This is a genomic window from Erwinia sp. AnSW2-5, assembly GCF_045107195.1.
GTDB lineage: Bacteria > Pseudomonadota > Gammaproteobacteria > Enterobacterales > Enterobacteriaceae > Erwinia.
The window spans coordinates 24,076-47,212 of sequence record NZ_JBJGXA010000040.1 but is presented as its reverse complement, the minus strand read 5'-3'; the positions used below and the strand labels follow the sequence as shown (position 1 = coordinate 47,212).

Annotated in this window: 19 protein-coding genes; all 19 read right to left on the bottom strand. The window is 54.2% G+C overall.

The genetic code is table 11. The annotated features are described in order from the left end of the window. Positions 1-149: 149 nt before the first annotated feature. The 19 genes from ACFL9S_RS22085 to otsB all read right to left on the bottom strand — a co-directional run bounded on the left by ACFL9S_RS22085 (position 150) and on the right by otsB (position 23,125). Positions 150-542 (bottom strand): flagellar protein FlhE, encoded by a 393-nt coding sequence (locus tag ACFL9S_RS22085; RefSeq protein WP_405264010.1) that lies wholly within the window; start codon positions 540-542, stop codon positions 150-152. Continuing rightward, a complete protein-coding gene (gene flhA, locus ACFL9S_RS22080) occupies positions 542-2,632 on the bottom strand; it encodes a flagellar biosynthesis protein FlhA (RefSeq protein ID WP_405264009.1) in 2,091 nt (696 codons plus the stop codon). The genes ACFL9S_RS22085 and flhA overlap by 1 nt, the downstream gene beginning before the upstream one ends. Next, the gene (flhB, locus tag ACFL9S_RS22075) at positions 2,625-3,776 is read right to left on the bottom strand and encodes a flagellar biosynthesis protein FlhB (protein ID WP_405264008.1); all 1,152 of its coding nucleotides are present in this window, start codon (positions 3,774-3,776) and stop codon (positions 2,625-2,627) included. Before flhB ends, flhA begins: the two co-directional genes overlap by 8 nt. A gap of 176 nt (positions 3,777-3,952) precedes the next feature. Beyond that, positions 3,953-4,597: a protein phosphatase CheZ gene (gene cheZ / locus ACFL9S_RS22070; RefSeq protein ID WP_405264007.1), complete on the bottom strand. Its 645-nt coding sequence runs from the start codon at positions 4,595-4,597 to the stop codon at positions 3,953-3,955. Positions 4,598-4,606: 9 nt separating this feature from the next. Continuing rightward, positions 4,607-4,996, bottom strand: coding sequence for a chemotaxis response regulator CheY (gene cheY, locus ACFL9S_RS22065; RefSeq protein WP_133841764.1), 390 nt, complete (start codon positions 4,994-4,996; stop codon positions 4,607-4,609). A 36-nt stretch (positions 4,997-5,032) separates the two neighbouring features. After that, positions 5,033-6,082 (bottom strand): chemotaxis response regulator protein-glutamate methylesterase, encoded by a 1,050-nt coding sequence (locus tag ACFL9S_RS22060; protein ID WP_062746328.1) that lies wholly within the window; start codon positions 6,080-6,082, stop codon positions 5,033-5,035. Then, positions 6,082-6,954 carry a protein-glutamate O-methyltransferase CheR gene (gene cheR, locus ACFL9S_RS22055; protein ID WP_405264006.1) on the bottom strand — a complete coding sequence of 291 codons (873 nt, stop codon included), beginning with the start codon at positions 6,952-6,954 and terminating at the stop codon, positions 6,082-6,084. The genes ACFL9S_RS22060 and cheR overlap by 1 nt, the downstream gene beginning before the upstream one ends. Before the next feature lie 78 nt (positions 6,955-7,032). After that, on the bottom strand, positions 7,033-8,589 hold the full coding sequence (locus ACFL9S_RS22050; protein WP_405264005.1) for a methyl-accepting chemotaxis protein: 1,557 nt from the start codon (positions 8,587-8,589) through the stop codon (positions 7,033-7,035). Between the two features lie 112 nt (positions 8,590-8,701). Further along, entirely contained in the window at positions 8,702-10,381 is a 1,680-nt protein-coding gene (locus ACFL9S_RS22045; RefSeq protein WP_405264004.1) for a methyl-accepting chemotaxis protein, read from the bottom strand. A gap of 354 nt (positions 10,382-10,735) precedes the next feature. After that, positions 10,736-12,403: a methyl-accepting chemotaxis protein gene (locus tag ACFL9S_RS22040; RefSeq protein WP_405264002.1), complete on the bottom strand. Its 1,668-nt coding sequence runs from the start codon at positions 12,401-12,403 to the stop codon at positions 10,736-10,738. A gap of 223 nt (positions 12,404-12,626) precedes the next feature. Next, entirely contained in the window at positions 12,627-14,297 is a 1,671-nt protein-coding gene (locus tag ACFL9S_RS22035; protein ID WP_405264001.1) for a methyl-accepting chemotaxis protein, read from the bottom strand. A gap of 142 nt (positions 14,298-14,439) precedes the next feature. Beyond that, positions 14,440-14,937, bottom strand: coding sequence for a chemotaxis protein CheW (cheW, locus tag ACFL9S_RS22030; RefSeq protein WP_405264000.1), 498 nt, complete (start codon positions 14,935-14,937; stop codon positions 14,440-14,442). A gap of 24 nt (positions 14,938-14,961) precedes the next feature. Next, a complete protein-coding gene (gene cheA / locus ACFL9S_RS22025) occupies positions 14,962-16,962 on the bottom strand; it encodes a chemotaxis protein CheA (protein ID WP_405264013.1) in 2,001 nt (666 codons plus the stop codon). A gap of 10 nt (positions 16,963-16,972) precedes the next feature. Beyond that, entirely contained in the window at positions 16,973-18,004 is a 1,032-nt protein-coding gene (motB, locus tag ACFL9S_RS22020) for a flagellar motor protein MotB (RefSeq protein ID WP_405263999.1), read from the bottom strand. Then, positions 18,001-18,885, bottom strand: a complete 885-nt coding sequence (gene motA, locus ACFL9S_RS22015) for a flagellar motor stator protein MotA (RefSeq protein ID WP_405263998.1) — start codon at positions 18,883-18,885, stop codon at positions 18,001-18,003. The genes motB and motA overlap by 4 nt, the downstream gene beginning before the upstream one ends. Before the next feature lie 130 nt (positions 18,886-19,015). Further along, the gene (gene flhC / locus ACFL9S_RS22010) at positions 19,016-19,594 is read right to left on the bottom strand and encodes a flagellar transcriptional regulator FlhC (RefSeq protein WP_405263997.1); all 579 of its coding nucleotides are present in this window, start codon (positions 19,592-19,594) and stop codon (positions 19,016-19,018) included. After that, positions 19,594-19,947, bottom strand: a complete 354-nt coding sequence (flhD, locus tag ACFL9S_RS22005) for a flagellar transcriptional regulator FlhD (protein WP_154750944.1) — start codon at positions 19,945-19,947, stop codon at positions 19,594-19,596. The genes flhC and flhD overlap by 1 nt, the downstream gene beginning before the upstream one ends. Before the next feature lie 963 nt (positions 19,948-20,910). Beyond that, positions 20,911-22,341, bottom strand: coding sequence for an alpha,alpha-trehalose-phosphate synthase (gene otsA, locus ACFL9S_RS22000; RefSeq protein WP_405263996.1), 1,431 nt, complete (start codon positions 22,339-22,341; stop codon positions 20,911-20,913). A gap of 4 nt (positions 22,342-22,345) precedes the next feature. Continuing rightward, positions 22,346-23,125, bottom strand: coding sequence for a trehalose-phosphatase (gene otsB / locus ACFL9S_RS21995; protein ID WP_405263995.1), 780 nt, complete (start codon positions 23,123-23,125; stop codon positions 22,346-22,348). Positions 23,126-23,137 lie beyond the last annotated feature (12 nt).

Below are 23,137 nucleotides of genomic sequence, written 5' to 3'. Positions count from 1 at the left end.
TAACATTCACAGCGAGCAAAGGTCCTACGGGGATGGGGCCAGATTGAGGTAAGCCGGACGGCCAGCCATTCATTTTTGTGGGGATCCCTCAGGGGTCGATCATCTTTTTCGATCGACCCGTGCTGAAGGTTATCACCACGGGTTAATCTTTACTGGTAGTTCACCATCACTTCATTACTCAGCACATGCAGCACCGGAAACACCCGCCCTTTACCTTCAACCTGATAAATAAAGCGTAACGTCTCCCCTGCGGGCACATTGGTCAGACCCTGAGTGCTGCCGCTGCCCCCTTCGATCGGCACACAGCGATTTTCCGAGCACAGACGCACCTGCAACCCGTCGGGTGCGGGCGCCGTCAGCGTATAACGCCACGCCACTGAATTCATCACACCGACCACCGCTTCGGGCGGATTGAGCGGGCGTGATGACGCCTGCACACCGCGATTAGAGAGCGACGGGCCGCTGGCGCTGGCATGCCAGCCCCCATCCGCCGCGACAGACAGGCCCGGTAACGTCAGCAGCAACCACAGCATCGCTTTCATTAATGACCCCCGATAGTTGACGTCATACGAATATTGCGGTTATCCGTCAGTTCCATATTGGAAATCACCATCAGCTGCGGCAGTGAGCGACGCAGGAAGCGCGCCAGCAGTGCGCGCAGCGGATGGTTCACCAGCAGCACTGGCGGCGCACCCAAGCCTTCCTGATGCTGCAATGCCGTTTGCGCCTGCGCCAGCAGACGGTCAGCCAGACCCGGCTCCAGGCCACCACCGCCCTGCAATGCCTGCAACAGCAGACGTTCCAGCGTGGTATCCAGCCCGATCACCTGCACTTCGCCATTGCCCGGGAACCACTGCTGAGTGATGGCACGGCCTAACGCCACACGCACCACCGAGGTCAGCTCCTGCGGGTCAGTCTGCACCGCCGCATGTTCCGCCAGGGTTTCAATAATCGTCCGCATATCACGGATAGAAACACGCTCAGCCAGCAGGTTCTGCAACACTTTATGCAGCGTGGTCAGGGTAATCACGCCTGGGATCAGGTCCTCGGTCAGCTTCGGCATCTCCTGGGTTACGCGATCCAGTAACTGCTGCGCTTCCTGACGACCAAACAGCTCACTGGCGTACTGACCTATCAGATGGTTAAGGTGGGTGGCGACCACGGTACTGGCTTCCACCACGGTAAAGCCCTGGATCTGAGCCTGCTCTTTCAGCGCACTGTCAATCCAGATGGCTTCCAGCCCAAAGGCCGGGTCAACGGTCACTTCACCCGGCAGCGAACCCGCCGCCGTGCCAGGGTTAATCGCCATCCAGCGGCCAGGATAAGCATCACCGCTGCCGATCTCCACCCCTTTCATCAGAATACGGTAGCGCGCCGGGGTCAGATCCATGTTGTCGCGGATATGCACCACCGGCGGCAGGAAGCCCATCTCCTGGGCGAATTTCTTACGGATACTGCGGATACGTCCAAGCAGCTCGCCGTCCTGTGCGCTGTCCACCATCGGGATCAGACGATAGCCCACTTCCATCCCCAGTGAATCTTCCAGCTGCACATCGCCCCAGGTCGCTTCCACGCTGGCGGCACTTTCTGGCTGCTTGGTCATCGACATCTGCGGTGCAGCAGCACTTTTCGGCGCCATCTCTTTACCGCGTATCCACCAGGCCAGGCCCAGCAGCGCAGCCGTAAACAGCAGGAACACCAGGTTTGGCATGCCCGGCACCAGGCCCAGCAGGCCGAGAACGCCCGCACTCAGCATCATCACGCGCGGGTTGTTAAACAGCTGGCTGACCATCTGCTCGCCGACGTCCTGATCGGTACCGACGCGGGTCACGATAACACCGGCTGCGGTAGAGATAACCAGCGCCGGGATCTGAGCAACCAGACCGTCACCGATGGTCAGCAGCGTGTAGGTTTCCGCCGCATGACCGGCATCCATACCGTGCTGGAGTATCCCCACCAGCAGGCCGCCGATCACGTTGATAATCATGATCATGATACCGGCAACGGCATCACCACGAACAAACTTACTGGCACCGTCCATTGAACCGTAGAAGTCGGCTTCCTGCGTCACGTCAGAACGGCGCTTTTTCGCTTCCTCTTCGCCAATCAGCCCGGCATTCAGGTCGGCATCGATCGCCATCTGTTTACCCGGCATCCCGTCGAGGACAAAACGCGCGCCCACTTCCGCAATACGTCCGGCACCTTTGGTGATAACCATAAAGTTGATAATCACGAGGATGACAAACACCACGATACCGATGGCGAAGTTACCGCCAACGAGGAAGTGACCAAAGGCTTCGACGACCTGGCCCGCAGCCGCAGCACCCGTATGACCGTCCATCAAAATAACACGCGTAGAGGCCACGTTCAGGGCCAGGCGTAATAACGTAGAGAACAGCAGAATGGTCGGGAAAGCAGCGAAGTCCAGCGTGCGCTGGGTGAACATCGCCACCAGCAGCACCATAATCGACAGGGCAATGTTAAAGGTAAACAACAGATCGAGGATAAACGGTGGTAACGGCAGCACCATCATCGACAGGATCAGCAAGATCAGTATCGGTCCGGCAAGGACTTTCCACTGGGTATCTTTCAAGTTGCCCGGTAAGCGCAGTTTAGCGGCCAGATTAGCCATCAGATTTTTGTTCTCCAGCAAAGTCCAGCGCGTCCGGCACCGGCAATTTAACAGGTCTCTTCGGGATCAGCCCCCCTTCCACTTTCCAGCGGCGGAGTTGCCAGACCCAGGCCAGCACTTCAGCAACCGCTGCGTACAATGTCCCGGGAATATGCTGACCAATTTCACTGTGGCGATAGAGCGCACGTGCCAGCGGTGGCGCTTCGAGAATCGGGATACGGTGCTCTTTCCCCAGTTCACGAATACGCAGGGCAATCTCCCCTGCGCCTTTTGCCAGCACTTTCGGTGCACTCATTTTTTTCTCGTCGTACTGCAACGCGACCGCATAGTGGGTCGGGTTGGTGACAATCACGTCAGCCTTCGGAACATCAGACATCATGCGGCGGCGTGCGGCGGCGCGCATTTGCTGGCGGATGCGCCCTTTCACATGCGGGTCACCCTCCTGCTGTTTATGTTCGTCGGTAATATCCTGACGCGACATGCGTAAATTTTTAAAATAGCTGTAGAGCTGGAAGAAGACGTCAAACCCCACCATCGGCGACAACCCCAACACGATGAGGATGCTGCACATGGCAATCATGTTGAGTGAACCGGACAGTGCTGTCACCGGTGATTCGCTGATCAGATGCAGCATCTCAGCCCAGTGGTGCCAGATATACAACCCGGCGACCGTGACAACCAGCACAGCTTTCAGCACGGCTTTCAACAGTTCAGCCGCTGACTGGGCCGAAATCATCTTTCCCAGCCCTTTAATCGGGTTCATTTTGCCGACGTCAAACTTAATGGCTTTGCCGCTGATGACCAGGCCACCCAGCAACATCGGTGCCGCAATCGCCATCACCACCAGACCAAACATCATGGGCAAAATAGCCATGACCGCCTGCATCAACAGATCGCTTATCTGACGTAGCATCTGGCTGGTGTCACTGACCACGGAGTGATTGAAAACCAGCCCATCGGCGACAAGGGCGCCCAGCTTGCGTCCCATCCATTCTCCACCCGCCCATAAAATACTCAGGCCGGTCACCAGCATCAAAATAGACGTCAGTTCGCGCGAACGCGGGATTTGCCCTTCTTCTCGTGCTTTTTCAAGTCGATGGGCCGTGGGGGACTCTGTTTTTTCCTCATCGCTATCCTGAGACACGGTAGCAAACCTTCAGTGCGGAATGACTGAGGGTAGAATGCCAAATTCGCGCAGGGGTAATGCCACGAGTAAACGTGTAAATAGGGGGTTATTTACGGAATGGGCAAAATACAGTGCCCGCACAGGATGGCGGGACACCGTTTGAAGGCAGGGGCAGAAAGGCTCTGCCCCTGTTATCAGAAGCCGAGGCTGTCCAACAGATCGTCAACCTGATCCTGGCTTGCCACCACATTGGGGGCCGCCGCATTAATCTGCGGGCCGTTCAACAGGCTGTCAGCATCTTTCTTAACACGCATGCTCTGGTCTGGAATGTTTTCCATCAGGACCGACAACAGCTGACGCTCAATTTCCTGGATCACATCCATCATACGTTTAATCACCTGCCCGGTGAGGTCCTGGAAATCCTGAGCCATCATGATTTCCATCAACTGGGCATTAGTGAAACCAGTATGTTCCGGCACCTCGTCGAGATAACCACGAGTATCCGAAACCAGAGAGCGGGCATCTGACAGCTCGATAGGGTTCTCGAACCATTCGTCCCAGCGAACTTTCAGAGCTTTCGCCCCTTTCTCCATCACTGTCTGACGAGGCTGTGCAGCCTCGACGCAGTTTAATGCACGTTCTGCCGCCTGGCCGGTCATTTGAATCACATAATCAAGGCGATCGCGGGCATCTGGGATCGCCTCTGCCGCTTCTGCGATGGCCTGATCAAGACCTAACTCACGCAAACTGTCGCGCAACATACGCGTCAGTGAACCAATTTTAGAGATAATGTCCTGTGCCGAAGCAGCATCAACATTTGGTTTCGGAATAGTGTTCATCTCAGCTCCTTACATACCCAGTTTTTCGAAGATCTTACCTAACTTCTCTTCGAGGGTAGCCGCTGTGAATGGTTTAACCACATAGCCGCTGGCACCCGCCTGCGCAGCCGCAATGATGTTCTCTTTCTTCGCTTCTGCCGTCACCATCAATACCGGTAACTTACTCAGCGCACCGTCTGCACGGATGGTTTGCAACAGTTGCAGACCATCCATATTCGGCATGTTCCAGTCAGACACCACGAAGTCGAAACCGCCTGCACGCAGCTTGTTCAGCGCGTCCACACCATCCTCTGCCTCTTCAACGTTATTGAAGCCCAACTCTTTCAGCAGGTTACGGACGATACGACGCATCGTGTTGAAGTCGTCGACCACCAGAAACCGCATATTTTTATCTACCATACCTACTCCCGTAATGTGTAGCCCGCGAGGACCGCGTTAGATACGCAACGCCTGTCCGGCGCTAATTTTTGCCAGCATATGCTGACTGATTTGGTGAAGATCCACCACCTCACTGGCTCCCCCGAGGGCAATTGCCTCTCGTGGCATGCCAAATACGACACAGCTCGCTTCATTCTGGGCAATGGTCCAGGCACCGGCTTTATTCATCGCCAGTAACCCGGCAGCACCATCATTACCCATACCGGTCAGGATCACGCCAACAGCGTTACGACCGGCAAACTGCGCCACTGAGTTAAACAACACATCAACCGACGGTTTGTGACGATTAACCGGCGGTCCATCATTCAGTTTGACCTGATAGTTTGCGCCACTGCGCGTCAGTTCCATATGCATCGCTCCCGGCGCGATGTAAGCATGTCCGGGCAGGATGCGCTCACCGTCTTCCGCTTCTTTCACCGTAATCTGGCATAGCTTGTTCAGACGTTCGGCAAAGGATTTGGTGAATCCCGGTGGCATATGCTGCGTAATCAACAGAGCCGGGCTGGTCGCGGGCAACGGTTGCAACACGTGACGAATCGCTTCGGTTCCCCCGGTAGAGGCCCCAATGGCAATCAGCTTTTCGCTGCTCAGCAATGGCCCGGCTTTCAGCATCACCGGGGCAGGCTGCGGCCCACGCGTATGCAGACGGGCACGGGAAGCCGCGCGTACCTTGTCGGCAATCATCTGGCTGTAGGCCAGCATCCCTTCGCGAATACCCAACGACGGTTTGGTCACAAAATCGACAGCACCCAGTTCCAGCGCCCGCAGCGTAATTTCAGAGCCTTTCCCGGTCAGTGAGGAAACCATCACGACCGGCATCGGGCGCAGACGCATCAGCTTTTCCAGAAAATCCAGGCCGTCCATACGCGGCATTTCTACATCCAGCGTCAGCACATCCGGGTTAAATTGCTTAATCAAATCCCGTGCCACCAACGGGTCCGGCGCCGAAGCCACCATCTCCATATCGGAATGACTGTTGATAATCTCGGTCATCAACTGGCGCATTAACGCCGAATCATCAACACATAAAACTCTGATTTTACTCATTATTTTTCCTTAGTCAGTCCATAGACCGTCTGGCCACGCAGATAAAACTCTTTACTAATCTGGCTGAAGTTCTCTGAGTGACCGGCAAACAGCAAGCCGCCAGGTTTCAGTAACGGAACAAAACGTCGTAAGATCTTTTCCTGCGTTTCTTTATCGAAATAGATCATCACATTACGGCAAAAAATCACATCAAACTGTCCCGGTAGCGCCCAGTCATTGGCCAGCAAATTAAGCTGAGCAAAGGTGACCATATTGGCCAACTCCGGGCGCGCACGCACCATGCCCTCATGAGGACCAGTGCCACGCAGGAAATAGCGTTGCAGCTGCTGAGGCGAGAGCGTACGCAGCTCTTCCTGACGGTAAACACCCGCCAGCGCCTTTTCCAGCACCTGAGTATCGATGTCAGTGGCGTGGATCTGGAATTTACCCGGACCGGTGCCCAGCGTTTCAGCCAGCGTCATGGCGATAGAGTAAGGCTCTTCTCCTGTCGACGCGGCCGCACACCAGACGCTGTAATTGCCTGTACGGCGTTTCGCATGCTCTGCCAGAATCGGGAAATGATGCGCTTCGCGGAAAAAGGCCGTCAGGTTAGTGGTCAGGGCATTCACAAACGCCTGCCATTCAGCGCTGTTAGGGTCATTTTCCAGCAACGCCATATAACGACCAAAATCGTCAATATTCAGCGTGCGCAGCCTGCGCACCAGGCGGTTGTAGACCATTTCCCGCTTATGATCGGCGAGAACAATGCCAGCTCGCTGATAAATAAGCTGACTGATACGCTTAAAATGCGTATCGGATAACGGCAGGCGCTGTACCATCTGCGACAGCAGCGTTGCGTTTTCCGGTGGAGCTGACAACGTTGATTTCTTCATATAGCCATCCTGCAAAGCGCGGATAAAGATATTATGGGTGTCTCGTTCCCGCCAGCCTGAAGGCCTGAGGACCGCTCTTTACTCTGTACGCTCATCCAGTGCGAAACGGCTGACTGCGGCCGTCAAATATTCTGCTTGTGCTTCCAGTGCGCCCGTCGCTGCGGCGCCCTCTTCGACCAGTGCGGCGTTCTGCTGGGTCACCTGGTCCATCTGGCTGACAGCCAGCGCAACCTGTTCAATACCGCGTCGCTGCTCATCGCTGGCAGCGGCGATTTCGCCCATAATGCCGTTCACCCGGTTCACTGACTGGACAATTTCATCCATCGTTTCCCCGGCAGAGGCCACCTGCTTAGCCCCCTGATCGACCCGGCTTACCGACTCTTCAATCAGTGATTTAATCTCTTTAGCGGCCTGCGCACTGCGCTGGGCAAGGCTACGAACTTCACCCGCCACCACGGCAAAACCGCGTCCCTGTTCCCCGGCGCGGGCGGCTTCTACCGCAGCGTTGAGGGCAAGAATGTTGGTCTGGAAAGCGATACCATCAATCACGCTGGTGATATCAGCAATTTTCTTCGAGCTGCCCGCAATGGCGTTCATCGTCGTAACTACATTGCCCGTCAGCGAGCCACCTTTATGGGCAGTGCCTGAGGCTTCACGTGCCAGGTCCGATGCCTGACGCGCGTTATCTGCGTTAGCCGCTACCGTCGCCGTCAGCTGCTCCATACTGGCCGCCGTCTGCGCCAGTGATGCCGCCTGCTGTTCAGTACGTGCTGACAGGTCGTTGTTTCCGGCCGCAATTTCCTGAATACCGGTCTGCATGGCACGGCTGCCGTCGCGCACATCACGCACAGTAGAGGCCAGCGCCTGCTGCATATGCTGGAGGCTGGTAAACAGCTGCCCCAGCTCATTGCTGCCGCCTGATTCCACTTTTCCGTTCAGGTCACCGGAAGCGATACGTTCAAAATGGCTACGCATACGGGCCAGGGGTGCAATCAGTGCCTGCTTCGCCCACCACAGACCGGCCAGTGTCACCAGCAGTGACAGCGAGACCGCGACGACGAAAATCACCTTCGACTGCGAGTAGAAGCCTTTACTGGCGGCCCCTACATGGTCACGCAATGTATCAATATGTTTCATCCAGAGACTGTACTGCACCTGGAATTTGTCCTGTTTACCCTGGGTAGGTGAATCAAGAAACGCCTGCAATTGATTGTTTTGCAGGTAAGCGATCAGCTGCGCCAGTTCGCTGTAATAGGCGTCATAGGTGTCAGCAATCCCTTTTTCTAACGCCTCACCTTCCGGTGTAACGGCCGGAATGGCTTTAAATGTTTTAAACGCTTTGTCGGCCTGATCGAGGTCGCTTTGCGCTTTGGCCATCAAGCTCACCACCTGATCGCGGGGCAGATTAAGTGCTGCGCGGGTTCCCGCACGGCTCAATGTCACGCGGGTACTGAGCAGTGCTGCCCAGCTTTCACCCAGCGCATCACGCTGGTCACCGCTAATCTCTACCTGATGAATATTGTTCGCATCCAGACGAAACGAGTTGAAAGACAACCCACTGGCAATAATCTGCATCAGACAGAAAAGACCGAGCAGGGCGATAATCGTGCCAGATATACGTAAACGACTTAACATTGCGCACTCCCCGGTAATGCCACCTGATACAGGCAACAAAAAAACGTCTTTTTTATCGGGCCGCCCGTTAAAACGGGCTGGCCCTTTATCACATGACTTGCTTTAAGACGGTTTAAAACGTTTCCCAGTTATCATCTGAGTTACCCGGCGGCAGCGCTTTACGCGTTGCTGCCGGGGGTGTCAGCAGAGGAGAAACCTTGCCCCTGTTGTTATTAACGGCCGAGATGACATTTTCTTTACGAATTCGGAACACAGCAACGGCCTGAGTCAGACGACTTGCCTGATCTTCGAGCGATGCAGCGGCCGACGCGGACTGTTCTACCAGTGCGGCGTTCTGCTGGGTGACACGATCCATCTCGTTCACGGCGGTGCCAACCTGGTCAATGCCACGGCTCTGCTCGTCGCTGGCGGAGGCAATCTCACCCATGATATCGGTCACGCGGGTCACCGCGCTGACGATATCATTCATGGTTTCCCCGGCGCTCTCTACCAGCACTGAGCCGGTATCGACGCGTGCTACGGAGTCCTCAATCAGCCCTTTAATTTCTTTGGCTGCCTGCGCACTGCGCTGGGCCAGGTTACGCACTTCCCCTGCCACCACCGCAAAACCACGCCCCTGCTCACCCGCACGCGCCGCTTCCACCGCTGCGTTCAGGGCCAGGATGTTGGTCTGGAAGGCAATACCGTCAATCACGCTGATAATGTCGGCAATTTTCTTCGAACTGCCGGCGATGTCGTTCATGGTTTTCACCACGCCATCCACCACTTTGCCGCCCTTCTGCGCAGTTTCTGAGGCGCTGAGTGCCAGCTGAGAGGCCTGACGGGCGTTCTCGGCGTTCTGTTTCACCGTTGAAGTCAACTGCTCCATACTGGCCGCCGTTTCCTGCAACGCGGAAGCCTGCTCTTCGGTACGCGAGGAGAGATCGTTATTCCCTGCCGCAATTTCGCTGGCCCCGGTATAGATGGCATCAGAGCCGTCACGCACATCGCTAACGGTTTTGATCAGTTCCTGCTGCATATGCTGAAGGCTGATTGCCAGCTGTGACATTTCATTACGCCCTTCCACATCGATGTTCTGCGTCAGATCGCCGCTGGCAATATGACGAATATGGTCGATGCTGGAGTTTAACGGACGTAACAAAATCTTGTGGATACCCGTCCAGACCGTGGCGATGATCACCAGAGAGATGATCAGAATAGCCAGCAACACCCAGATAGCACGCTGATAGGCACTCTCATTCTGTGCGGAACCCGCTGCAAGCAGGGAGTCGGTGTTGGCTAACCAGACGTCATAGGCTTTTTCGAAACCGTTCTGGAAACCGGTGGTTGGCTGGTCAACGAAACCTTTAAAGTCTCCGCTGGTCAGCATCTGGATCAGCTCGGTTAACGCACCGTGCAGGATCTTATAGTTCTCGTTCACACCCTGCACGTGCGGCAGGCTGAGAACATCCGCTGGCAGTTCTCTGTTATATTCATTGAACTGCTGTTCTGCGGTCGCCAGCTGCGTTTTAGCCAGCGTGACAAGGTCAGCGACGGTTGAACCCGACCCCTGGCCTTTATCGTCCAGCAAATAGCGCGTTGCTGCACGGTTGAGTGTATTGCGGGTCTGTACCAGTGCTATCCATGCAGAGGTGAGATTTGCCTGTTCCCGGCGAATCTGCTGTGTCAGGCTGAAGTTTTCTTTATCCCCTTTCAGAGACTGGAAAAATAAGCCACCGGAAATCAACTGCAATGAACCAAAAATTACCAAGACCAACACCAGGCTGGTCACTACTTTCATACGTTTAAACATACCGTTCCCCAGTTGGATAGCTACTGCTGAGAGATTTATCGGCAATTACGCGGGGATCTTTATCGGCGAATGCAGATAAACGGGAAAGGTTTGTCCTGGTGAGGAGCCAGATAACACGGGACGACCGGAAAAAATGGTCGTCCCCTACGGAATGTGAATACCTGACCCGTAGTGGTCGACCATCCGTTTCGGTCGACCATCACAAGGTGAGCGGAGAAAATGGTCGCACCGACGACATGCAATGCACACCATCAACACGGGACGACATTTTGTAGGGGTCGGGCATGCCCGACCCGTGTTAACAGCGGTAATCCGTCGGACATGCCCGACCTGCTGTTCAGGGTGATCAGATTATCAGAAGGTTTCCCAGTGACTGTCACTGGAAGCAGGTGCAGCCAGCTTAGGCTGTTTTGGTGAAGCGGTCAGTGTCGGGCGCTTCAGCATAACGGATGGCGCGCTGCTCTGACGACTGATGCGGAACACCGCCACCGCTTGCGTCAGGCGACTGGCCTGATCTTCCAGTGATGCAGCGGCCGATGCGGACTGCTCCACCAGCGCGGCGTTCTGCTGGGTGACGCGATCCATTTCGTTCACGGCGGCGCCGACCTGGTCAATACCCCGGCTCTGCTCATCGCTGGCGGAGGCGATCTCACCCATGATATCGGTCACGCGGGTCACCGCGCTGACGATATCATTCATGGTTTCCCCGGCGCTTTCTACCAGCACAGAGCCGGTATCCACGCGGGACACAGAGTCCTCAATCAGCCCTTTAATTTCTTTCGCTGCCTGCGCACTGCGCTGGGCCAGGTTACGCACTTCCCCTGCCACCACCGCAAAACCACGACCCTGCTCACCCGCACGCGCCGCTTCCACCGCTGCGTTCAGTGCCAGGATGTTGGTCTGGAAGGCAATGCCGTCAATCACGCTGATAATGTCGGCAATCTTCTTCGAACTACCGGCGATGTCGTTCATGGTTTTCACCACGCCATCCACCACTTTGCCACCCTTCTGCGCGGTTTCTGACGCGCTGAGTGCCAGCTGAGACGCCTGACGGGCGTTTTCGGCATTCTGCTTCACCGTGGAGGTTAACTGCTCCATGCTGGCCGCCGTTTCCTGCAAAGCTGAAGCCTGCTGCTCGGTACGCGATGAGAGGTCATTGTTACCGGCAGCGATTTCGCTGGCCCCGGTATAGATAGCATCCGACCCGTCACGTACCACACTGACGGTTTTCACCAGCTCCTCCTGCATATGTTGCAGGCTGGATGCCAGCTGCGCCATTTCGTTACGCCCTTCCACCGCAATCGGATGTGTTAAATCACCACTGGCGATACGACGAATATGGTCAATGCTGGTCTGTAGCGGACGCAACAGAATATGACGAATACCGCTCCAGACGCCGAAAATCACCAGCAGTGAGATTAGCAGCACACTGCCGAGGATCCAGATAGCCTGGCCGTATGAGCGCAGGTTTTCATCTGCCCCGGCCGCAGCCTGTGCATCATTTTTCGCCAGCCATTCGTAATAGGCATGAGCAAAGCCATCCTGGTAACCCTGGGTTGGCTGGTCAAAGAATTCGTTAATTTTCCCCGCATTCATAAACTGGATAAGTTCGCTCAGTGCACCATGCAGAATCTGATAGTTCTGCTGAATGGCCTGCACGTTCTCGGCTGTTTTCCCTTCTTCTGACAGGCGGGAATTCCACAGCGCGTAGTTTTCTTCAGCGGAGGTCAACTGCCCCTGAGCATCGGCCAGCAGCTTCTTGACAGCATCGCTGATACCTTCGCGGTTCGCATCCAGCGTATAGCGAATGCCCGAACGGTTGAGGGTATTACGCGTTTGAATCAGAGCGATCCAGGACTGGTTGAGTGCAGACTGTTGCAAACGAAGCTGTTGGGAGACGGCGAAGTTGTCTTTATCGCCTTTGAGAGCCTGGAAGAACAAACCGCCAGTGATTAACTGCAATGAACCAAAAAACACCAGAACCAAAATCAGGCTGGTGACGACCTTCATACGCTTAAACATAATGTTCCTTATTAGCCAGTTGACGCAGCTGTTATCGGCGGGAACATTCAGATCTTTATGTCGCAAAAGCGTCAAAAAACCAGTCAGTCATGTGGTTGGCGAGGAATTAATCACTATGAAACGTTTTGTTATCGTTGCAGATGTAAACCATTAACACGATGGGGACTTGTATTACGGGTCGATCGAAAAAGATGATCGACCCGCTACGGGAGAAATGTAGTGGTTAGAACGTTTCCCAATTTGAATCAGACACAGGCGCAGCAACGGCGGGCACCTTACGGGCTGGCGTGCCCTTCAATACCGGGCGCTTCAGAGGTGCTGCAACCACACTGCCCTGACGGGTAATACGGAACACTGCAACGGCCTGCGTCAGGCGGCTGGCCTGATCTTCCAGTGATGCCGCAGCCGTTGCAGACTCTTCCACCAGCGCCGCATTCTGCTGCGTTACGCGATCCATCTCATTCACCGCCGTACCCACCTGATCAATACCGCGACTCTGCTCATCACTGGCTGAGGCAATCTCACCCATAATGTCCGTTACACGGCTCACCGCATTGACGATATCCGTCATCGTTTCCCCGGCTGTACCGACCAGCGCAGAACCGCTGTCCACACGGGAGACAGAATCTTCAATCAGCCCTTTAATTTCTTTCGCTGCCTGCGCACTGCGCTGGGCCAGGTTACGCACTTCCCCTGCCACCACCGCAAAACCACGACCCTGCTCACCCGCACGCGCCGCTTCCACCGCTGCGTTCAGTGCCAGGATGTTAGTCTGGAAGGCAATGCCGTCAATCACGCTGATAATGTCGGCAATCTTCTTCGAACTACCGGCGATGTCGTTCATGGTTTTCACCACGCCATCCACCACTTTGCCACCCTTCTGCGCGGTTTCTGACGCGCTGAGTGCCAGCTGAGACGCCTGACGGGCGTTTTCGGCATTCTGCTTCACCGTGGAGGTTAACTGCTCCATGCTGGCCGCCGTTTCCTGCAACGCAGAAGCCTGCTGCTCGGTACGGGATGAGAGGTCATTGTTACCAGCGGCAATTTCGCTGGCACCGGTGTAGATCGCATCTGAACCATCGCGCACCACGCTGACGGTTTTCACCAGCGACTGCTGCATATCATGCAGACTGGACGCCAGCTGGGCCATCTCATTGCGGCCTTCTGCCTCAATTTTCTGCGTCAGATCACCCGATGCGATACTGCGGATGTGGGCGATGGTTGCCTGCAACGGACGGATCAGAATGGTACGCAGACCAAACCAGCACAGCACAATCAGTGCGATCACCAGCGCCATCACGGCGGCGATGGTCCACAGCATATTTTCATAGGCTTTCTGGTTCTGCTCGGCACCCTGCGCACTCAGCTGATTCTGCAAATTACGCCATTCGGTATACACCCCCTGCATGGCAACCTGCTTCTGTTCGATATTCTGTTTGAACATCGCATCCAGCTGTTTGTTTTCCATCTGTTGTGTCATCGCTACCAACGCATTGACGTACTCGCCATAACGCTGCTCAAGACGTTCGGTTACCTGAACGTCAAGGCCCGGAGTTTCCGGTATGGCCTTATAGGCATCAAACGACTTACTGGCAGCAATCAGCTGCTCTTTTGCCTGGGTACTGAGCGTGCCTAACGACGCACTGCTGCCGCTGTTAGCTGCTTCGCTCTGAATACGCAGCATCCCACGGTTCAGCGTGATACGCGTCTGGTTTAGCGTGACCCACGCATCGGTAAACAGCGAGACGTTATCATTCGCTGTTTTCGACACGGCGAAACTGTTTTTGTCATGGGTGAGCGCATTGATAAACAAGCCGCCCGCCGCCAGTTGTAATATGCCGAAGATAAACAGCACCAGAATCAGGCTGGTGACGACTTTAATACGCGTGAACATAAGTGAACCCTTGGTAAAATAAATGGAATAACAATTGAGGTATCGGTTAGCAAACGGGGATCTTTATGTTGCAAGGAGTTTAGTAACTAAAAGAGGCGAATCACCGATCCGCCTCTTTTTTAACCTACGAAAACGCAGAATATTACGCGCTACGCAGTGTATCCATCAGTGCCATCTCTTCGCTGCTTAACAGCTTCTCGATGTCGACCAGAATCAGCATACGGTCACCCAGTGCCCCCAGACCGGTCAGATACTCTGTCGACATGGTAACGGCGAATTCCGGGGAAGGACGGATCTGATCCTGCGTCAGGGACAACACGTCAGACACGCCGTCAACAACGATACCCACCACGCGTTGTTCCAGATTCAAAACAATCACCACGGTATTGTCGTTGTACTCGACATCGGGTTGCGCAAACTTAATGCGCAAATCGATAATCGGAACAATGACGCCACGCAGGTTAGTTACACCTTTAATAAACGCCGGGGTGTTGGCGATGCGTGTTACCTGATCGTACCCACGGATTTCCTGAACTTTCAGGATATCAATACCGTACTCTTCGTCACCCAGTGTAAACACCAGGAACTCCTGACCCACGGTTTCGCCAGCGAGTTTAGTGACAGTGGCCATTCCAGTCATAATGCTACCCTTAATCAGTTATTGTCAGGCTGCGGCTCCCGCCACACGCTTTTCACGGTTCAGAGACTGCAGTGCTGAGACATCGACGATCAGCGCTACACTGCCATCGCCAAGGATGGTGGCAGCAGAGATGCCCGGCACTTTGCGATAGTTACTTTCCAGGTTTTTCACCACCACCTGATGCTGACCAATCAGCTGATCAACCAGCAGCGCATAGCGTTTTCCGGCGCTTTGCAGGATGACAACAATCCCCTGCGTGGCTTCGGTTTTAGCCCCCTGGACCTCAAAGACGTTCCACAGCTCAACCAGTGGCAGGTACTCACCACGCACTTCCAGCACGCGTTCACCGCCTGCCAGCGCTTTCAGGTCGTCTGCCAGCGGTTGCAGTGATTCCATGACCGCATTCAGCGGCAGGATAAACACTTCATTCGCCACGCGCACTGACATGCCATCAAGGATAGCCAGCGTCAGCGGCAGCAGGATACGGATCGTTGTGCCCTTGCCCTGTTTAGACGAAATTTCAACGTGGCCACCCATTTCCTGGATGTTACGTTTTACCACGTCCATTCCGACGCCACGGCCGGAAACATCCGTCACCTGCTCAGCAGTCGAGAAGCCCGGGGCGAAGATCAGCATGCCGACATCTTCATCGCTCATGGATTCGCTGACCGGCAGGCCAGAGGACAAGGCTTTCGCCAGAATACGTTCACGGTTCAGGCCAGCACCATCATCGGTTACTTCGATGCAGATGTTGCCGCCCTGATGTTCCGCAGACAGCGTCAGGTTACCGATCGCATGTTTGCCTGCCGCCTGGCGTTTATCCGGCGTTTCGATACCGTGGTCGAGGCTGTTACGCACCAGGTGCGTTAACGGGTCGATGATACGTTCGATCAGGCTCTTATCCAGTTCGGTCGAGCTGCCCATCAGGGTCAGTTCAACTTCTTTACCCAGCTTGCTGGCCAGGTCACGCACCAGGCGCGGGAAGCGGCTAAAGACGTATTCCATTGGCATCATACGAATCGACATCACCGACTCTTGCAAGTCGCGGGCGTTGCGTTCCAGCTGGCCCATGCTGTTAAGCAGCTCACCGTGGTTGACCGGGTCAAGTTCACCGGAGCGCTGGGCCAGCATTGACTGGGTAATCACCAGTTCGCCGACCAGGTTGATCAGCTGATCGACCTTCTCAACCGCCACACGGATGCTGGTGGATTCGTTAACTTTTGGATTGGCGACTTTCTTCGCCGGTTCACGCTTAAGCTGCACAATGTCGCTGACGGTGGCCAGCTCAGGCTCTGCGGCTACGTCAGCTTCCGCTTCGGCCTCAACCACTGGGGCTTCAGCCATGACGCTGGCGATATCCACCACATCAGCCTGCGGGAAGTGGATCTGCGATTCATCAATGACGAAGCACAACACGGCAACGATATCGTCTTTACCGACAGAGGAGTCGAGTGTGGCTTCCAGTGAATCATCACCTTTGACCGCACCAGAAACCGTGCCCAGGTTACCCAGCTCTTCCAGCATCAGATCGGCTTCGTTCGTCTTCAACCCGGTCAGTTTAATGCGCAGACCGCTGGCCGCAACGGTTGCCGCGCCACCCGCTGCAACAGCAGCGTTTTCGGTAACCGGAGCTTCGCCTTTGGCTTCCAGCGCGAGCTGACGTAAGGCCTGACAAATGTATGCAAACGTCGCGGCATCGGGTTCCGAGGCGGTTTTATACGCATCTAGCTGTTCCTGCATAATATCTTTGGTTTCCAAAAACAGGTTGATGATATCGGTACTGAGCTGCATTTCGCCGCGGCGCGCACCGTCGAGAATATTTTCCAGAATATGCGTGGTTTCCTGTAACACAGTGAAACCAAAAGTACCCGCCCCGCCTTTAATCGAATGGGCCGCCCGGAAGATAGCATTAAGCTGTTCCGAATCTGGTTCCTGCGGGTCAAGACCCAACAGGTGTTGTTCCATGTCCGCCAACAATTCGTCGGCTTCATCAAAGAACGTCTGGTAAAAGTCGCTGATATCCATGCTCACGGTATCACCTCGGCTGTGAGTCGCGATCGGTCTGGGTCGTCGGTGCCGGAGCAGCAGGTAACGAAGTTACCGGCGCCTGGGTACTGACAGGCTCAGCCTGTGGGTGTTGAGGGTCTTGGTTTTTTGTGGCAGTGGAAGGAACTTCCGGCGCCGCTATCTGTTTGAGGCTACTTGCCTCGGTAATCTGTACCGAATCACTTTCGGCATTTTCACGCTCAATCTGTTTTTCAGTGTCATGATTTAACACCAGCAGACTGATACGTCGGTTGACCGAATCGTTTCCGCCGCGATTCTTCAGTTTCATGGTGTCAGACATGCCCACCACGCGCAGCATCTTGCCACCGTCCAGTCCTCCCAGAACCAGCTCGCGCCGTGAAGCATTGGCGCGGTCGGCAGAGAGTTCCCAGTTACTGTAGCCGCGGTCGCCCCCGGCATACTGGAAATCATCGGTATGGCCCGCCAGGCTGATCCGATTCGGAATGTCATTCAGAATCGGTGCAATGGCGCGCAATATATCGCGCATGTAAGGTTCCACTTCCGCACTCCCGGTTTTAAACATCGGGCGGTTCTGGCTGTCGATAATCTGAATACGCAGCCCCTCTTCCACCATGTTAATAATCAGGTGCGGACGCAGAGCACGCAGTCGCGGGTCAGCTTCGATCAGCTGGTCCAGCTTTTCACGCAGGCGGTTAAGACGAATCTCTTCCAGCTTGCGTTTCTGTGCATCCATATCCACGACTTTATGAACTTCACCGATCTTTTCCGTCGGGTCCTGGCCACCGCCAGGGATTGGGCTTGTGCTATCGCTGCTGCGCTGCCCGCCGGTTAATGCCACTTTTAGCGGCGTCTTAAAGTAATCGGCAATCTGAATCAATTGTTGAGGACTTGAGATTGAAATCAGCCACATCACCATAAAAAAGGCCATCATTGCCGTCATAAAGTCGGCGTAGGCGATTTTCCATGAACCGTGCGAGCCGGCATGCTTATTCGACTTTTTCCGCTTTACCAGCACAATGGGGTGATTGTTATGCTTCATGCGTCTTGATCCGAAGTCTGCTTAGTGGATTTGGCATTACGCACATGCTCTTCCAGCTCGGTAAACGACGGTCGGTCGGTTGAGTACAACGTCTTACGACCAAACTCCACCGCAATCTGCGGAGCATAACCATTGAGGCTGGAAAGCAGCGTGACTTTAATGCACTGCATCATCTTGGTGTTCTCTGCACACTTCTGGCGTAATACACCCGCCAGCGGTGAGATAAAACCGTACGCTAACAAAATCCCGAGGAAGGTTCCCACCATCGCATTGGCAATCAGCGCACCCAATTCCGCTGCCGGTCGGTCCGCAGAAGCCAGGGTATGAATAACCCCCATAACCGCTGCAACGATACCAAATGCCGGAAGTGAGTCACCCATTGTCGCCAGTGCGGTTGCCGGGACATCACACTCGTGTTCGTAGGTTTCAATCTCTTCGTCCATCAACGCTTCAATCTCAAAGGCATTCATATTGCCGCTGACCATCAGGCGTAAATAGTCGGTAATGAAGTCCACTAATCTTTTATCGGCAATAATTCGCGGGTAATTAGCAAAAATCTCACTTTCCTGCGGATTTTCGATATCGCGCTCCAGCGACAGCATCCCCTGCTGGCGTGACTTGGCCATCAGGCGATACAGCAGAGCCATCAAATCCATATAAACAGCTTTATTGTATTTCGCGCCACGCATCAGCATCGGTAGCGACTTCAACGTCGCTTTGATCGCCTTACCGTTGTTACCAACGATAAATGCACCGATACCGGAACCGGCAATAATCAGCACCTCTGAGGGTTGGTATAACGCGCCAAGATGGCCGCCGACCATTGCGAAGCCGCCTAACACCGACCCGAGGACAAGGATGTAACCCAATATAATCAGCACAAATAATCCTTACGCTGCAAACGTGTGGGTGGAAGGGAGCCAGAATAATCAGGGGGAACACCAGGCGTGGGGCAAAAAAAAAGCAGCGGTCAAAGACCGCTGCTGGATTCACTCCACGTGGCGAACACTATTAAACGGCTTGTTTAACCTGTTCATCCAGCAGTTGTGAATTGTTATCGGCAGTTTCTACGATAAGTTTACGTCTTTTTACGGCACGAGATGGCGGTTGGCACAGGCTGCAAGTGAAGCTACCCACGGGCTGATGCGCATGGTTAATAAAGCTTCCGCCGCAGCATTTGCAACCGGTTAATTCCAGCATGCCGCTTTCAACAAACCGGACCAGGGTCCAGGCGCGTGTCAGCGCCAACAGCGGGCCCTCGTCCTGTTGCGGGCACTGTTCCAGGTAGAGACGGTAAGCTTTGATCACCGCTTCTACGCCAGTACACAATCCGCTTTTAACCATGAACTGCCAGGCATTACAAAACATGGAAGCATGAATATTCTGCTCCCAGGTCATGAACCAGTCAGTAGAGAACGGCAGCATGCCTTTTGGTGGTGGGCTTCCGCGTAACTCTTTATACAGTTTAATTAAGCGACCGCGACTCAGCTGCGTTTCGCTTTCTAACATTTGTAAGCGTGCGCCCAGGGTGATGAGTTCCATCGCCAGCTGAATATCGCGCGCTTCCTGAACAATACTTTTCTCACCCATTAGCTCGCCGCCCTCTTTTTCGGTGTCTCATCATCTTTCGAGACATCACGTAATAAACGACTGGATAACAAGATACCGGTATGGATCTGTTGTAAGTCGTCCACGCGAGATTCCTGAGTGAGACGGCTAATTGACTTGTGGTCGTTGAAACGGAACTGACACACCAATTGATTGGTTTCGGCCAGCTTGACCATTTCAGGCAATGTTAAACCTGCAAGAGCATCGGCCATTGGCTCATCGATACCCAGACGGAACATTGCAGAAGCTTTTTCCTGGTTAATTAAACGTTGTGCGAGCAATAAGTATGACAAATTGATGTCGTAAATATGTTTGAGTAATTCTGATGTACCCATTTTTTTCCATCCTGACTGACACTACTTTTAACGTGTGCGGCTTAAGCCGCTACCATGGTTGCTGGTTGGTAAATCTAAAGATGGCAAAAAATTTAGTGGCAAACGCCAAACGTATAAATAAGCTGTCTTGTTTTTCGGGAAACCAAGCCAGGAAATAATCATGAACTCATTTTGCCAGTGGCCTTTCCTGAGCCCTCTCTTCCCTGACTCCGTCCGTGACTTCTTGTTACATTCTTTTAAGACTATTCCGAAAACAAGGCAACTCTATCCCCTCTATTCGTGGGATACAACGAGAAGCCAGCCGAATTTTAGATAAAGTGTGACGCAGGTCACACTTTTAAGGCAAATACTTCCCAAAAAACCATCAGCAATGCTGTTGATTAGCTCACTAACTAACCATTTCGGTCATTTTTTGTAAATTCTATACAGTGAGTAACCATTACCAGTCCAAAAGCGAACGACCTGGTATATTAAAGCGAGGCGGGTGAGGCGAAGCGGCACTATCTGGAATTTAAAACCTAAATAACCAAAACAAAAAGAATTTAATGCTAAATAACACTACAAGACAGGTGAGTATCGTTAGTTACTTACGGTGAATATTTGATCGCTACATGAAGTCAAAAATGTGACATAGCGCAAGGTTTTGACAGGAAGTGATAACGCTTTGTAAGCAGCCTGGGCCTTATGTTCAGCCTGTGACAGTAGATGTAAATAAGCATTACATAAGCGATGTGAATGTTTTGGTGTAGTTTTAGGAATTACCCTATGAGTATCGACAAACGGTCGAATTTCTTTAGTGAAAAGTAGATTTATTTTACTTTCTGTGAGCCGAATGGGTGTTTTTTCCACAATTAACCGCATAAATAGCGATGTGGTGATCAGAAAAGGTTAAGCGGAGAGCAGAAACATCAGGGGGCACTGCCCCCTGTTACGAACAATTCTTATTTAGGCTGGACCGTCTGATCAGGCAAGTTTAGGAAAGGCAGCCACGTTACTCTCCTTTTCCTGCACCCGCCCTTCCTGCGGCAACGCCCGCAGATCCTTCAGATACGTTTCTCGCCAGTGGGTGATGTCATTTTGGCGCAGTACGGTCATCATGTCGTTGTAACGCGATATACGCTCCGTGCGCGACATGGTCATTGCCTGGTGCAGTGCAGCAGCGACTTCGTCACGATCGTAAGGATTCACGATCAGGGCCGACGTCAGCTCATTGGCGGCCCCGGCGAAACGCGACAGTACCAGCACGCCAGGATCGTCCGGGTCCTGCGCCGCCACATACTCTTTCGCCACCAGGTTCATCCCGTCACGCAGCGGTGTCACCAGGCCGATATCCGTCAGCCGGAATATCTTCATCAGCAGCCGGCGGTCAAAATGCTGGTTCAGATAGTAGAGAGGCGTCCAGCCCAGCGTGCCGTACTTACCATTGATGCGCCCTGCTTCCGTTTCCAGTTGGTGGCGTATGTCCTGATAAGCCTGCACATCACCCCGTGAGGTCGGTGCAATCTGTGAGTAGCGGATTTTCCCATGATGTTGCGGGTAATTTTCCAGCAGCGCCTCATAAGCAAGAAAACGCTCCGGCAATCCCTTCGAGTAGTCGAGCCGCTCACAGGCAATGATGTTCTGCGCATCACCCAGATCTTTTTTCATCGCCACCATTTTCGGCGGTAACGGGCCTTCAGCCATCTCTTTGATACTGTCTGGCTCGATCCCTATCGGATAGACCTCGGTGGCGAAGCGATTACCGAACGCCCGATGCTGCTTCCCTTCCGTCGCGAGTGAGGTCTGTAACGACACACACTCCAGAAACGCGATGCGGTCACTTTCTGTCTGGAAGCCCAGCAGATCGTAATCGCACATCATCTCCAGCAGATCGGCGTGCGGTGGCAGCGCATTGAAGATTTCCGGCGTCGGGAACGGGATATGCAGGAAGAAGCCAATACGGTTATTCACGCCCAGCTTGCGCAGTTCCGCGGCAAACGGCAGCAGATGGTAATCATGGATCCACAGCACATCGTCTTCTTTTAATAACGGCTTCAGGCGCTCCGCCAGCTGGGTATTGACACGACGATAGCCATCCCAGGCTTCGCGCTGGAAATTCACCAGATCCAGGCGGTAATGGAAGGCAGGCCACAGCACGGCGTTCGAGAACTGGAGGTAATAAAGGTCATAATCGTTCTGGTTCAGACCAAACGAGGCGTAAGTGATGCCATCCTGCTCAAGCATGTTCAGCTCGTCGTCATCCTCCCCAATTTCATTAATCTCTCCATTCCAGCCGTACCAGACGCCCCCTGTGGTTTTCAGCGCATCGACAATCCCGACGGTGAGCCCCCCTGCACTGGCCTTACTGCCATCCGGGATAGCAATACGGTTAGATACAACAACTAAGCGACTCATAACCTTAACTCCTTTCTGACGTTAAAACGTCTTCATCTAGTTTTAATCGTGCCTGTTCCAGCCAGACATAAACGGCAGCAACATCGCTAAGATGCCCCCGCGCGCTGCTGGGGCCGGCACCGACTTTAATGGATATGCCGTCCAGGGCATTGACCGTGGTAAACCCTGCCTCATCGGTCAAATCATCTCCGAGAAACACCGGGACACGCCCGGCAAACGGAGGCTGCTGCATAAAATCATCAATCGCGGCACCTTTGTTCACGCCCTGGGGTTTCAGCTCCACCACGCACTTGCCGGGTTGCTGCACCAGTTCGGGGAACCGCGCAACCAACGCCGCCGCCAGCTGTTCCACCGCCTGCTGATGCTCTGGTGCCTGACGATAGTGCAGCGCAAACGCCATGCCTTTATTTTCCAGTGAAGTACCGGGCAGAGCGGCCAGCGCCGAAGTCAGTTCGTGACTGAGCGTACTGACGGTGGCGGGGTCAAGAGCGATGCGCGTAATACGCCCTTCGCTGTCGCGCCTTTCCGCACCATGTACACCCGCCATCGGCAATACCAGCGGAGATGCCAGCGCATCCAGTTGATCGATCGGACGACCGGAGATCAGTGCCACGGCCCCCTCGCAACGCTGTGCCAGCCGTTTGAGATCGTCCAGCACCTGCGCCGGAATCGAGACCTCATCGGGACGCGGCTTAATCGCGGCCAGGGTGCCGTCCACATCAAAGAAAAAGGCGTAACGGGTATTTGCCTGTAATGGGGGAACGAAATCTGTTTGCGTTGTCACACATTCCTCCTG

Excerpts from the sequence above, each read along its gene's own strand:
- cheY (WP_133841764.1), bottom strand. The coding sequence starts at position 4,996 with ATGGTAGATAAAAATATGCGGTTTCTGGTGGTCGACGACTTCAACACG.
- flhA (WP_405264009.1), bottom strand. The coding sequence starts at position 2,632 with ATGGCTAATCTGGCCGCTAAACTGCGCTTACCGGGCAACTTGAAAGAT.
- ACFL9S_RS22060 (WP_062746328.1), bottom strand. The coding sequence starts at position 6,082 with ATGAGTAAAATCAGAGTTTTATGTGTTGATGATTCGGCGTTAATGCGC.
- ACFL9S_RS22050 (WP_405264005.1), bottom strand. The coding sequence starts at position 8,589 with ATGTTAAGTCGTTTACGTATATCTGGCACGATTATCGCCCTGCTCGGT.
- motB (WP_405263999.1), bottom strand. The coding sequence starts at position 18,004 with ATGAAGCATAACAATCACCCCATTGTGCTGGTAAAGCGGAAAAAGTCG.
- ACFL9S_RS22040 (WP_405264002.1), bottom strand. The coding sequence starts at position 12,403 with ATGTTTAAGCGTATGAAGGTCGTCACCAGCCTGATTTTGGTTCTGGTG.
- cheA (WP_405264013.1), bottom strand. The coding sequence starts at position 16,962 with ATGGATATCAGCGACTTTTACCAGACGTTCTTTGATGAAGCCGACGAA.
- cheR (WP_405264006.1), bottom strand. The coding sequence starts at position 6,954 with ATGAAGAAATCAACGTTGTCAGCTCCACCGGAAAACGCAACGCTGCTG.
- ACFL9S_RS22045 (WP_405264004.1), bottom strand. The coding sequence starts at position 10,381 with ATGTTTAAACGTATGAAAGTAGTGACCAGCCTGGTGTTGGTCTTGGTA.
- otsA (WP_405263996.1), bottom strand. The coding sequence starts at position 22,341 with ATGAGTCGCTTAGTTGTTGTATCTAACCGTATTGCTATCCCGGATGGC.
- flhC (WP_405263997.1), bottom strand. The coding sequence starts at position 19,594 with ATGGGTGAGAAAAGTATTGTTCAGGAAGCGCGCGATATTCAGCTGGCG.
- cheW (WP_405264000.1), bottom strand. The coding sequence starts at position 14,937 with ATGACTGGAATGGCCACTGTCACTAAACTCGCTGGCGAAACCGTGGGT.
- ACFL9S_RS22085 (WP_405264010.1), bottom strand. The coding sequence starts at position 542 with ATGAAAGCGATGCTGTGGTTGCTGCTGACGTTACCGGGCCTGTCTGTC.
- flhD (WP_154750944.1), bottom strand. The coding sequence starts at position 19,947 with ATGGGTACATCAGAATTACTCAAACATATTTACGACATCAATTTGTCA.
- cheZ (WP_405264007.1), bottom strand. The coding sequence starts at position 4,597 with ATGAACACTATTCCGAAACCAAATGTTGATGCTGCTTCGGCACAGGAC.
- ACFL9S_RS22035 (WP_405264001.1), bottom strand. The coding sequence starts at position 14,297 with ATGTTCACGCGTATTAAAGTCGTCACCAGCCTGATTCTGGTGCTGTTT.